Genomic DNA, 12248 nt, shown 5'->3' on the forward strand with positions numbered 1-12248 from the left:
GGTTGTCTGGTTTTACGACTGCTTCGCAGTCGATCGCAGCCTCGCGAGCTCGGCAGCGGCTACAGGTCGTGATCCCGTTCCGGGCGTGAACCCGGAACGGGGCTGAAAGATCAGGCCTGCGCCAGCTCCGCATGCTCATCGGCATCGAGCTTTTCTTTATCGGTCTGCTGCATGATCTGGCTGGTGATCGCCCCGGCGGTCATCGAACCGCTGACGTTCAGTGCGGTACGGCCCATGTCGATCAGCGGCTCCACGGAAATCAGCAGCGCCACCAGGGACACCGGCAAGCCCATGGCCGGCAGCACGATCAGCGCGGCGAAGGTCGCGCCACCGCCCACCCCGGCCACACCGGCCGAACTCAAGGTCACTATCGCCACCAGGGTCGCGATCCACAGCGGGTCCAGCGGGTTGATGCCCACGGTCGGGGCCACCATCACCGCCAGCATCGCTGGGTACAGGCCGGCGCAGCCGTTCTGGCCGATGGTCGCGCCGAACGAGGCGGCGAAGCTGGCGATGGACTGCGGAATGCCCAGGCGGCTGGTCTGCGCCTCGATGCTCAGCGGGATGGTCGCGGCGCTGGAGCGACTGGTGAAGGCAAAGGTCAGCACCGGCCAGACCTTGCGGAAGAAGCGCAGCGGGTTGATCCCGGCCAGCGACACCAGCAGGCCGTGAACCACGAACATCAGGCCCAGGCCGATGTAGGACACCACCACGAAACTGCCGAGCTTGATGATGTCCTGCAGGTTGGAGCTGGCGACCACCTTGGTCATCAGCGCCAGCACACCATAGGGGGTCAGCTTCATCACCAGGCGCACCAGGCGGGTGACCCAGGCTTGCAGGGTGTCGATGGCGTTGACCACTTTCTGGCCCTTGTCGGCGTCGTCCTTGAGCAGTTGCAGGGCGGCGATACCGAGGAAGGCGGCGAAGATCACCACGCTGATGATCGAGGTCGGCTTGGCCCGGGCCAGGTCGGCGAAGGGGTTCTGCGGAATGAAGGACAGCAGCAGCTGCGGGATATTCAGGTCGGCGACCTTGCCCGCGTAATCGCTCTGGATCACCTGCAGGCGAGCCATTTCCTGGGTACCGGCCACCAGCCCTTCGGCGGTCAGGCCGAACAGGTTGGTCAGGGCGATGCCGATCACCGCGGCGATGGCGGTGGTGAACAGCAGGGTGCCGATGGTCAGGAAGCTGATTTTGCCCAGGGACGAGGCGTTGTGCAGGCGCGCCACGGCGCTGAGGATCGAGGCGAACACCAGCGGGATCACGATCATCTGCAGCAGCTGCACGTAACCGTTGCCCACCAGGTCGAACCAGCCGATGGAGGTTTTCAGGATGGGGTTGCCGGCACCGTAGAGGCTGTGCAGGGCAACACCGAAGACCACGCCCAGCACCAGCGCCAGCAGGACCTTCTTGGCCAGGCTCCAGGTGGTGTGACGGGTTTGTGCCAGGCCCAGCAGCAAGGCGAGGAACACCAGCAGATTGAGGATCAGCGGCAGGTTCATTGAGGCTCCATAAGACTTGTGCCAATCGCTTGTGGCTGCGATTGCGAACCGGCAAGCCTAACAGCTTGATATCTAATGAATTAATATCAAAAACGCATTGAGACTGTCGTTTTTGGAATAAGCCGCTGACGCTCAGGCACATGCCGGTGGCGGAATCAGGACGCGGGCGGTCGCCCACAGGCGAGGATTGTCACAGCGATTTGTTAGCGTCGATCTCTTTAAATCAGGGAGAAAACGCCGATGAAACTCACTCCGAAATTTCTGGTTGCCGCACTCTGCCTGGGCCTTGCCGGCCAGGTTCTCGCCACCGACTTGAAGCACTGGCCCGCGGAACAGGCCAAGCAACTGGACGCGATGATCGCGGCCAACGCCAACAAGGGTAACTACGCGGTGTTCGACATGGACAACACCAGTTACCGCTACGACCTGGAAGAGTCGCTGCTGCCGTTCATGGAGAACAAGGGCCTGATCACCCGCGAGACCCTCGACCCCTCCCTGAAGCTGATGCCGTTCAAGGACACCGCCGAGCACAAGGAAAGCCTGTTCAGCTACTACTACCGCCTCTGTGAAGTCGACGACATGGTCTGCTACCCCTGGGTGGCGCAAGTCTTCTCCGGCTTCACCCTCAAGGAACTCAAGGGCTATGTCGACGAGCTGATGGCCTCGGGCAAACCGGTGCCGGCCACTTATTTCGAAGGCGACGTGGTCAAGAACACCGAGATCAATCCGCCGAAGATCTTCACCGGCCAGAAAGAGCTGTACAACAAGCTGATGGAGAACGGCATCGAGGTCTATGTGATGACCGCCGCTTCCGAAGAGCTGGTGCGCATGGTCGCGTCCGATCCGAAGTACGGCTACAACGTCAAGCCGCAGAACGTCATCGGCGTGACCACCCTGCTCAAGGACCGCAAGACCGGCGAGCTGACCACCGCGCGCAAGCAGATCAGCGCCGGCAAATATGACGAGAAGGCCAACCTCGGCCTGGAACTGACCCCTTACCTGTGGACCCCGGCGACCTGGATGGCCGGCAAGCACGCAGCGATCCTGACCTACATCGACGAGTGGAAAAAACCGGTGCTGGTGGGCGGCGACACCCCGACCAGCGACGGCTACATGCTGTTCCATGGTGTCGACGTGGCCAAGGGCGGCATCCACCTGTGGGTCAACCGCAAGGACAAGTACATGGCCCAGATCAACGGCATGATGGCCAAGAATGCCGCAGCCCAGGCCAAGGAAGGGCTGCCGGTGACGGCGGACAAGAACTGGGTGATCGTCAAGCCGGAAGATATCCAGTAACAGCGGGTTGAACCCATCGCGGGCAAGCCTCGTTCCTACAGGATCAGTGTCGTCTGTAGGAGCGAGGCTTGCCCGCGATGGGCCTCGCAGAGGCTGATCTCCAGGCAAAAAAATGCCCCGCACTTGGCGGGGCATTTTCATTCAGCGGCTGGCAATCACAGGCCGTCGAGCAGTGCCTTGTTGCGCACCGCGCCTTTGTCGGCGCTGGTGGCCAGCAGGGCGTAGGCTTTCAGGGCGGTGGTCACCTTGCGTGGGCGTTTTTCCGCTGGCTTCCAGCCTTTCTTGTCCTGCTCGACACGGCGCGCGGCCAGTTCTTCGTCGCTGACCAACAGATTGATCGAGCGGTTCGGAATGTCGATCAGCACCTTGTCGCCGTCCTGGACCAGGCCGATGGCGCCGCCCGCGGCGGCTTCCGGCGAAGCGTGGCCGATGGACAGGCCCGAGGTGCCGCCGGAGAAGCGGCCGTCGGTCAGCAGGGCGCAGGCTTTGCCCAGGCCCTTGGACTTCAGGTAGGAGGTCGGGTAGAGCATTTCCTGCATGCCCGGGCCGCCTTTCGGACCTTCGTAGCGAATGATGACGATGTCGCCTTCTTTCACTTCGTCGGCGAGGATGCCGCGTACTGCGCTGTCCTGGCTTTCGAAGATCTTCGCGTTGCCTTCGAAGACGTGGATCGACTCGTCGACGCCGGCGGTCTTCACCACGCAGCCGTCCAGGGCGATGTTGCCGTAGAGCACGGCCAGGCCGCCTTCTTTCGAGTAGGCGTGCTCGACGCTGCGGATGCAGCCGTGTTCACGGTCGTCGTCGAGGCTCGGCCAGCGGGTCGACTGGCTGAATGCGGTCTGGGTCGGGATGCCGGCCGGGCCTGCCTTGAAGAAGTGGTGCACCGCTTCGTCGTTGGTCTGGGTGATGTCCCACTTGGCGATGGCTTCTTCCATGCTGCGGCTGTGCACGGTCGGCAGGTCGGTGTGCAGCAGGCCGCCACGGGCCAGGGAACCGAGGATGCTGAAGATGCCGCCGGCGCGGTGCACGTCTTCCATGTGGTACTTCTGGATGTTCGGCGCCACCTTGCACAGCTGCGGCACGCTGCGGGACAGGCGGTCGATGTCGCGCAGGTCGAAATCGATCTCGGCTTCCTGGGCGGCGGCCAGCAGGTGCAGGATGGTGTTGGTCGAACCGCCCATGGCGATGTCGAGCATCATGGCGTTCTCGAACGCCTTGAAGTTGGCGATGTTGCGCGGCAGCACCGACTCGTCGTTCTCGCCGTAGTAGCGCTTGCACAGCTCGACGATGGTGCGGCCGGCCTGCAGGAACAGCTGCTCGCGGTCGCTGTGGGTGGCCAGGGTCGAACCGTTGCCCGGCAGGGCCAGGCCCAGGGCCTCGGTCAGGCAGTTCATCGAGTTGGCGGTGAACATGCCGGAGCACGAACCGCAGGTCGGGCAGGCGCTGCGCTCGTACTCGGCAACCTTCTCGTCAGAAGCGCTGGAGTCGGCGGCGATCACCATGGCGTCGACCAGGTCGAGGCCGTGGGAGGCGAGTTTGGTCTTGCCGGCTTCCATCGGGCCGCCGGAGACGAAGATCACCGGGATGTTCAGGCGCAGGGCGGCCATCAGCATGCCAGGGGTGATCTTGTCGCAGTTGGAGATGCAGACGATGGCGTCGGCGCAGTGGGCGTTGACCATGTACTCCACGGAGTCGGCGATGATCTCGCGGCTCGGCAGCGAATACAGCATGCCGTCGTGGCCCATGGCGATGCCGTCATCCACGGCGATGGTGTTGAACTCCTTGGCCACGCCGCCGGCGCGTTCGATTTCGCGGGCGACCAGCTGGCCCAGGTCCTTGAGGTGCACGTGGCCCGGTACGAACTGGGTGAAGGAGTTGGCAATGGCGATGATCGGCTTCTTGAAGTCGTCATCTTTCATCCCCGTGGCGCGCCACAGTGCGCGGGCGCCGGCCATGTTGCGGCCGTGGGTGGATGTTTTCGAGCGGTAATCAGGCATGGAGCACTCCGGGCGGCTAATCAGGTAACAAATGGGGAGTGAGCTTCTGTTGACCTCTGGAACACTCAGAAATGGCCGTGTGTCCTGAAGCTGCCGATGACGCCGCGGGATCGCCGCGCGCCTCAGCCTGAGCTCATAAACCCGCCGGGGGATGACTGGCGATGAATCTCGCGATTCTACACCGCTGGCGCCAGGAAGGAATGCCGTGGCCGCTCTACGGCGTCGATTGCCTGGAGATCGAATTGCGCAGCCGTCGATCAGGGACTGGTTTAGACTCGCCGGCCTTCGATCACCTTCCAAATGGAGCTGGAATGTCCGCGACGCTGCGATCCTTGAGGTTCTACTTTTTTGTTGGCCTGGGGCAGGGCCTGCTGCTGATGTGGGCCGTCCTTTACAGCGGCTTGTCCGGTGTCGCCATGGCCGCGCTGGCGGCTGCCCTGTTGATGGGCGGTGGGCTGCTGCAACTGCTGGCCGAGCAGCGACGCCAGCCGCGGACCTGGATTGCGATGCTGCTGGTGGCACTGATGGCGGCGGGGCTGGTGTGGGCCTGCAGTGGTCTGCCCTTCACCCTTGGTGTGGGGGGCGGCGTGACAGCCGGCCTGCTGCTGATGACCCTGCTCGGTGCCACGCTGCTGCAGGGGCGTGACCATCTGTGGCGACGGCTGCTCGGCAACGGCGCCTGGGTGCTGCTGGCTTTGCCCATGCCCTGGCTGGTGCAGTGGTTGTTCAAGCTATGGATTCAGCACCGCCACCTCGACCCCTTCAAGAGCGGACTCCTGTCCCTGGCGTTTTTTGCCGCGCCGACCCTCGCATTCTCCGGCGCCATGTTCCTCGGCGCTTTATGGCGCGCGCGCGCCGTCGGGCACAGGTCGCTTGAGCGCTGAGTATTGGGTGAGGAGGTGGTGGGGGCAATCGGCATGGATGCCCCTTGCCGCGTGGGGCAAGGGGCGTCCAGTCAGGCTCAGCTGTTAGGCAGCAGGCGGCAGGTGATGCTCTTGATGTAGCGGGTTTCCGGGATGGCCGGGTGCACCGGATGGTCCGGGCCCTGGCCGCCGCGTTCCAGCAGCTGGATATTGCGGTCCAGGTGGCGGGCGCTGGTGAGCAGGATGTTCTGCAGGTCGTCTTCCGGCAGGTGCATCGAGCACGAAGCGCTGACCAGGATGCCGTCCTTGCTGAGCAGGCGCATGGCCTGTTCGTTCAGGCGGCGGTAGGCGCCTTCGCCGTTCTTCAGGTCTTTCTTGCGTTTGATGAAGGCGGGCGGGTCGGCCACGATCACGTCGAAACGCTCTTCGGCGGCCTTGAGTTCTTTCAGGGCCTCGAATACGTCGCCTTCGATGCAGGTGACTTTCTCGGCGATGCCGTTCAGGGCGGCGTTGCGTTCAACGCCATCGAGGGCGAAGCCCGAGGCATCGACACAGAACACTTCGCTGGCACCGAAGGCGCCGGCCTGCACGCCCCAGCCGCCGATGTAGCTGAACAGGTCCAGCACGCGCTTGCCCTTGGCGTAAGGCGCCAGGCGGGCGCGGTTCATGCGGTGGTCGTAGAACCAGCCGGTTTTCTGGCCTTCCATCACCGGGGCTTCGAACTTCACGCCGTTCTCTTCCAGGGCGACCCACTCCGGCACCAGGCCGAACACGGTTTCCACGTAACGGTTGAGGCCTTCGGCATCACGCGCGGCGGAGTCGTTCTTGAACAGGATGCCGCTTGGCTTGAGCACCTGGACCAGGGCGGCGATCACGTCGTCCTTGTGCTGTTCCATGGTCGCCGACGCCAGCTGCACCACGAGGATGTCGCCGAAACGGTCGACCACCAGGCCCGGCAGCAGGTCGGAGTCGCCGTAGACCAGGCGGTAGAACGGCTTGTCGAACAGGCGCTCGCGCAGCGACAGGGCCACGTTCAGGCGGTGCACCAGCAGCGACTTGTCCAGCGCCAGCTTGGCGTCGCGCGACAGCAGGCGGGCGCAGATCAGGTTGTTCGGGCTCATGGCGACGACGCCCAGCGGCTTGCCGCCGGCGGCTTCCAACACTGCCTGGTCGCCTGCCTTGAAGCCGTGGAGTGGGGTGGCGGCTACATCGATTTCGTTGCTGTAGACCCACAGGTGGCCGGCGCGCAGGCGGCGATCGGCGTTGGCTTTGAGGCGCAGGCTTGGCAGGGACATGACGTCGCTCCGGAAAAAAGAGCGGGAGTATAACGTGTTGCGCTCGCCGAGAGGCTGGCGAGTGGATATGCGGTGACAGGGCAGACCCGCCATGGATATCCCGCGCCTGCCCCGGCGTTGCCCCGAGGCGCTCGTTGTAAAGTTCCTTTCGGGTGGCCATGGGCGCCTTTTAAAGGGTTAGAATCGCCGCCTAGTCCAGAGTGCGTATCTATGTCCCAAGAGCTTTCCGCCGAACAGATTCAACAGGCCCTGCAAGGCATCAGCGTGCCGCCCCAACCGCAAATCATGGTGGATTTGCAGATGGAGCAGTACATGCCCGACCCTGACCTGGAAGTGATCGCGCGGCTGATCTCCCAGGACCCGGGCCTTTCCGGCGCCCTGCTGAAAATCGTCAACTCGCCGTATTACGGGCTGAGCAACAAGATCGCCTCGATCCAGCGCGCGGTGAACCTGCTGGGTAGCCGTTCGATCATCAACCTGATCAACGCGCAGTCGATCAAGGGCGAGATGAGCGACGAAACCATCGTCACCCTCAATCGTTTCTGGGACACCGCCCAGGATGTGGCGATGACCTGCCTGACCCTGGCCAAGCGCACCGGCTCGCAAGCGGTCGACGAAGCCTATGCCCTGGGGCTGTTCCACGATTGCGGCGTGCCGTTGATGCTCAAGCGCTTCCCCGACTACATGACGGTGCTGGAAGAGGCCTACGCCAGCGCGGGCCCCGAGAACCGGGTGGTGGATACGGAAAACCGTGTGTTCAATACCAACCACGCGGTGGTCGGTTACTACACGGCCAAGTCCTGGCGCCTGCCGGAGCACGTGACCAACGCCATCGCCAATCATCACAACGCGCTGGCGATCTTCAGCGACGAGTCTTCGCGCAACAGCCAGCTGAAGAACCTGCTGGCGATCCTGAAAATGGCCGAGCATATCTGCGCGTCCTACCGGGTGCTGGGCAATCAGGTCGATGATCATGAATGGAACAGCATCGGCCATCTGATCCTCGATTACGTCGGCCTGTCCGACTATGACTTCGAGAACCTCAAGGAAACCGTGCGCGAACTGGGCGCGCACTGATTCCCGACCACGTTATAGAGAACACGAGGCGCACATGCCTGAATTACCGGAAGTCGAAACCACCCGGCGCGGTATCGCGCCGCACCTGGAAGGGCAGCGCGTCAGCCGCGTGATCGTGCGCGAGCGGCGTCTGCGCTGGCCGATTCCGGAGGACCTCGATGTGCGCCTGTCCGGCCAGCAGATCGTCAAGGTCGAGCGCCGCGCCAAGTACCTGCTGATCAATGCCGAAGTCGGCACCCTGATCAGTCACCTGGGCATGTCGGGCAACCTGCGCCTGGTAGAGGTTGGCCTGCCGGCAGCCAAGCACGAGCACGTCGACATCGAGCTGGAGTCCGGCCTGGCACTGCGCTACACCGACCCGCGGCGCTTTGGCGCGATGCTCTGGAGCCTCGATCCGCTCAATCACGAGCTGCTGATCCGCCTGGGGCCGGAGCCGCTGACCGACCTGTTCGACGGCGAGCGCCTGTATCAGCTGTCGCGGGGACGTTCGATGGCGGTCAAGCCGTTCATCATGGACAACGCGGTGGTGGTGGGGGTGGGCAATATCTACGCGACCGAAGCGCTGTTCGCCGCCGGCATCGACCCGCGTCGCGAAGCCAAGGGGATTTCCCGGGCGCGCTACCTGAAGCTGGCGATCGAGATCAAACGTATCCTGGCCGCGGCCATCGAGCGCGGCGGCACCACCCTGCGCGACTTTATCGGCGGCGACGGGCAGCCGGGCTATTTCCAGCAGGAACTGTTCGTCTACGGGCGTGGCGGGGAACACTGCAAGGTCTGTGGCACGGGGCTGCGCGAGATCAAGCTGGGGCAGCGTGCGAGCGTGTTCTGCCCTAAATGCCAGAGCTGAAAAGCATCGCGGGCAAGCCTCGCTCCTACAGAAGCAAAACCCTGTAGGGGCGAGCGGGCGGCGATCCGACTTGCCCGCGAAGGCGTCCAGCCAGACGCTAAATTTCTCAAGCCTTGCCGGTGATCTTCCGGTACTTGGCCATCAACTCTTCTTCGGTTTCCGGGTGGGCCTCGTCCAGTGGGATGCAATCCACCGGGCAGACCTGCTGGCATTGCGGCTCGTCATAGTGGCCGACACATTGGGTGCACAGGTTCGGGTCGATCACGTAGATCTCTTCGCCTTGGGAAATCGCGGCGTTCGGGCACTCGGGTTCGCAGACGTCGCAGTTGATGCAATCGTCGGTGATGATCAGGGACATGGGGCACTCCGGCCAGGGCGGCGGGCCCAGGCATTTGAAAAACCAATGGCGCAATTGTGCCGCATTGGCGAGCGCAGTGCACGCGGGGCTCGATGGGAGGGGCGTTTGCAGGTCGACTGCGCGGGAGCTGGCGCAGGCTGCGCCAGCTCCCGCGGGGGTTATTTCTTGAAGCGCAGGGTCAGGGCGTCGGCCACGGCCGGATGCACGAACTTGCTGATATCGCCGCCCAATGCCGCGATTTCCCGGACCAGGGTCGAGGAAATGAACGAATAACGTTCAGACGGCGTGAGGAACAGGCTTTCCACGTCCGGCGCCAGTTGGCGGTTCATGTTGGCCAGCTGGAATTCGTATTCGAAGTCCGAAACCGCCCGCAGCCCCCGCAGGAAGACATTGGCGTTCTGCTCCTTGGCGAAATGCGCTAGCAGCGTGGAAAAACCGACGACTTCAACGTTCGGCAGATGCTTGGTGACCTCGCGAGCCAGTTCCACACGCTGTTCCAGGGGAAAAAGCGGGTTTTTCTTCGGGCTGGCGGCGACGGCGATGATCACATGATCGAACAGGCGCGAGGCGCGTTCGACCAGATCGCCATGGCCCTTGGTAATAGGGTCGAAGGTACCTGGGTACAACACTCGGTTCATCGCGTCGTCCTGGCGGGAGTCCGTTGGGGAGTCGGATGGTATCGCAGCCTTTCCGGTCGGCCAAGTCGCCTGTAACGGAAGAAAGCACTATAGACGACGAAAATAAGCGGCGTTTTCACCTGCTTTTCAGCCGTTCGGCCAGGGCCGTGGCCAGTTGCGCGGTCAGGCCGTAGACCGACAATTGCGGATTGGCGCCGATGCTGGTGGGGAACAGCGAACCGTCGTGGATCGACAGATTGGCCAGTTGGTGATGGCGGCCCAGGCTGTCGGCGACAGCGTTTTTCGGGTCTTCGCCCATGGCGCAACCGCCCATCACATGGGCGCTGCCCAGGCGGGTGCGGTACAGCGCAAGGTTCAGGCCGTCGATCAGGGTCCTGGCCTCGGCCAGGGTCTTCACGTAGCGGGCATCGCTGTGCATCGGCATGACCGCCTTGGCGCCGCCGGCGAACTGGATCTGCGCCATGCTGTGAAAGGCCCGGCGCACGCCGTCCCAGGCGTAGTCCGAGACCTGATAGTCGAGCACCGGCGAACCGTCGCCGCGCAGTTCCACGCTGCCGCCGCTGCTGTCCGGGTGAAAACCGTCGCGCAGCAGCGCGAGCATGGCGTGGGTGTGGGGCAGTTGCTGCATGTTCAGGGCGCTTTGCGGGCCGAAACCGCCGAGCAGGGTGGCGGCCAGCGCCGGTTGCAGCGGTGGTACCTCGAGCTTGTAGGACATCTTGCCGGTGGCGCCGTCCTGCCACTGGAAATGATCGGAGTAGATCGACTGCGGCGCACCGTAGAACGGGTTGATCACCTGGTCGAACTGCCCGGCGGAGAAGTTCACCAGGTGCAGGAAGGTGCGTTTGCCCAGGCGTTTGTGCGGATCGGCCGCATCGGAGCGCAGCAGCAGGGCCGGGCTGTTGATGCCGCCACCGGCCAGCACGTAGTGCCGGGCCTTGACCTTGATGGTGCGCCCGGTGGGCGCCACGCAGCGCTCGTCCATGGCCAGGCAGAGCAGGCTCTCGACCTGGTCGCCCTTGATCTGCAAGCGCTCGGCGCGGGCCAGGTACAGCAGTTCGCCGCCTTTCTCCAGGGTTGCGGGGATGGTGGTGACCATCATCGACTGCTTGGCGTTGGTCGGGCAGCCCATGCCGCAATAGCCGAGGTTCCAGCAGCCGCGCACGTTGCGCGGGATCACGTGCCAGCTGTAGCCGAGCTTCTCGCAGCCGAGCCTGATCACGTCGTTGTTGGCGTTGGGCGGCATGATCCACGGAGCGACCCCCAGGCGCTGCTCCATTTTTTCGAACCAGGGCGCCATCTCGGCCGGGCTGTGGCCCTTGACGCCGTGCTCCTTGGCCCAGTGCTCCAGGGTCGGCTCGGGGGTACGGAAGCTGGAGGTCCAGTTGATCAGGGTGGTGCCGCCGACCGCGCGGCCTTGCAGGATGGTGATGGCGCCGTCCTTGCTCATGCGGCCGATGCCTTCCTGATAGAGGCTGGTGTAGGCCTGGTCCTCGAGCATCTTGAAGTCGTCGCTGGTCTTGAGCGGGCCTTCTTCGATCAGCAGCACCTTGTAGCCGGCGGCGCTGAGGATCTCGGCGCTGGTGCCGCCGCCCGCGCCGCTGCCGATGATGGCGACATCCGCTTCGAGGGTCAGGTCCTCCTGCAATTGCGAGCCGTTGTAGGTTTTCCAGCCTCGGGCCAGGCCTTCGCGAAACAGATCGGGTACGGGCATATCAGGCGCTCTCTTGTTGTTCTGTATTTTTGTAGCCGCTGTCGCAGGCTGCCGATCGACTGCAAAGCAAGCCCCTGCGGGGCTTATCGCAGCCTGCGGCAGCGGCTACGGGTATCAGATCCTGGGCGGCCCGGGATAACCGCAATGGGCCCAGGATTCGGGGCGGCTGTACCAGGCCATCATCACCAGTTGCAGCAGGGACGCGTGGCCCATGCGCAGCAGGCTGAGGGAGCTGTTTTTCCAGCGTTCGAGAAAGTGCCGGATGTCTTCGGCGCTGGCGTTTTCCCAGCTGCCCCAGATGCCGGTCAGGGGGCCGCGGGTGATGCCCATGCCCAGCACGTCGAACAGCTGGCGGGTGAGCTTGAGCATCTCCGGCGACAGGTGGTCGAGGCTGTGATCCAGGCTGTTCAGGGTGGCGTCGAGCGCCGCCGGCAGCTTCTCGGCAGCCACGGCGCCGTCGAGCATGACCGGGATCAGCGCCCGCAGCACCGGCAGGTCACTGCTGCGCAATGCGGTAAAGCCGCTGGCCGCGGTGCCGGACGAGCAGCCGCTGAGGCTGGCGCCGAGGCCGGCGGTGGTCAGGAACGCGCTGGCGCACAGGCCGATTTTCAACAGGCCACGGCGCGACAGTACGGGTGCTGCAGGCAGGCTGGGGGTCATTATT

General features: G+C 63.9%; 11 protein-coding genes. 4 read left to right on the plus strand and 7 right to left on the minus strand.

Going from position 1 to position 12248, the window contains the following annotated elements:
• Positions 1-110 precede the first annotated feature (110 nt).
• Positions 111-1502: an L-cystine transporter gene (locus NRG23_RS21115; RefSeq protein ID WP_016704825.1), complete on the minus strand. Its 1392-nt coding sequence runs from the start codon at positions 1500-1502 to the stop codon at positions 111-113.
• A gap of 240 nt (positions 1503-1742) precedes the next feature.
• On the opposite strand from NRG23_RS21115, the gene NRG23_RS21120 reads away from it, so the two are divergent.
• Positions 1743-2798, plus strand: a complete 1056-nt coding sequence (locus NRG23_RS21120) for a phosphorylcholine phosphatase (protein ID WP_101283854.1) — start codon at positions 1743-1745, stop codon at positions 2796-2798.
• Between the two features lie 155 nt (positions 2799-2953).
• Here NRG23_RS21120 and ilvD read toward each other — a convergent pair whose 3' ends face one another.
• Positions 2954-4795 (minus strand): dihydroxy-acid dehydratase, encoded by a 1842-nt coding sequence (ilvD, locus tag NRG23_RS21125; RefSeq protein WP_038636062.1) that lies wholly within the window; start codon positions 4793-4795, stop codon positions 2954-2956.
• Between the two features lie 161 nt (positions 4796-4956).
• On the opposite strand from ilvD, the gene NRG23_RS21130 reads away from it, so the two are divergent.
• Positions 4957-5679: a hypothetical protein gene (locus NRG23_RS21130; RefSeq protein WP_257371963.1), complete on the plus strand. Its 723-nt coding sequence runs from the start codon at positions 4957-4959 to the stop codon at positions 5677-5679.
• Positions 5680-5756: 77 nt separating this feature from the next.
• Here NRG23_RS21130 and NRG23_RS21135 read toward each other — a convergent pair whose 3' ends face one another.
• Entirely contained in the window at positions 5757-6953 is a 1197-nt protein-coding gene (locus tag NRG23_RS21135; RefSeq protein ID WP_007921262.1) for a class I SAM-dependent rRNA methyltransferase, read from the minus strand.
• Positions 6954-7217: 264 nt separating this feature from the next.
• Between NRG23_RS21135 and NRG23_RS21140 the strand changes: the two genes are divergently transcribed.
• Positions 7218-8030 (plus strand): HDOD domain-containing protein, encoded by an 813-nt coding sequence (locus NRG23_RS21140; RefSeq protein WP_164485217.1) that lies wholly within the window; start codon positions 7218-7220, stop codon positions 8028-8030.
• Positions 8031-8064: 34 nt separating this feature from the next.
• Positions 8065-8877: a bifunctional DNA-formamidopyrimidine glycosylase/DNA-(apurinic or apyrimidinic site) lyase gene (mutM, locus tag NRG23_RS21145; protein WP_007921258.1), complete on the plus strand. Its 813-nt coding sequence runs from the start codon at positions 8065-8067 to the stop codon at positions 8875-8877.
• A 106-nt stretch (positions 8878-8983) separates the two neighbouring features.
• Here mutM and NRG23_RS21150 read toward each other — a convergent pair whose 3' ends face one another.
• The 4 genes from NRG23_RS21150 to NRG23_RS21165 all read right to left on the minus strand — a co-directional run bounded on the left by NRG23_RS21150 (position 8984) and on the right by NRG23_RS21165 (position 12244).
• Entirely contained in the window at positions 8984-9235 is a 252-nt protein-coding gene (locus tag NRG23_RS21150) for a YfhL family 4Fe-4S dicluster ferredoxin (RefSeq protein ID WP_007921257.1), read from the minus strand.
• Positions 9236-9393: 158 nt separating this feature from the next.
• Positions 9394-9873, minus strand: coding sequence for a pantetheine-phosphate adenylyltransferase (gene coaD / locus NRG23_RS21155; RefSeq protein ID WP_003229157.1), 480 nt, complete (start codon positions 9871-9873; stop codon positions 9394-9396).
• Positions 9874-9988: 115 nt separating this feature from the next.
• Positions 9989-11584 (minus strand): GMC family oxidoreductase, encoded by a 1596-nt coding sequence (locus NRG23_RS21160; protein ID WP_016704830.1) that lies wholly within the window; start codon positions 11582-11584, stop codon positions 9989-9991.
• A 114-nt stretch (positions 11585-11698) separates the two neighbouring features.
• Positions 11699-12244, minus strand: a complete 546-nt coding sequence (locus NRG23_RS21165) for a hypothetical protein (RefSeq protein WP_016704831.1) — start codon at positions 12242-12244, stop codon at positions 11699-11701.
• Between the last annotated feature and the right edge of the window lie 4 nt (positions 12245-12248).

It is taken from the genome of Pseudomonas sp. T8 (assembly GCF_024610635.1).
GTDB classification, from domain to species: Bacteria; Pseudomonadota; Gammaproteobacteria; order Pseudomonadales; family Pseudomonadaceae; genus Aquipseudomonas; species Aquipseudomonas chlororaphis_I.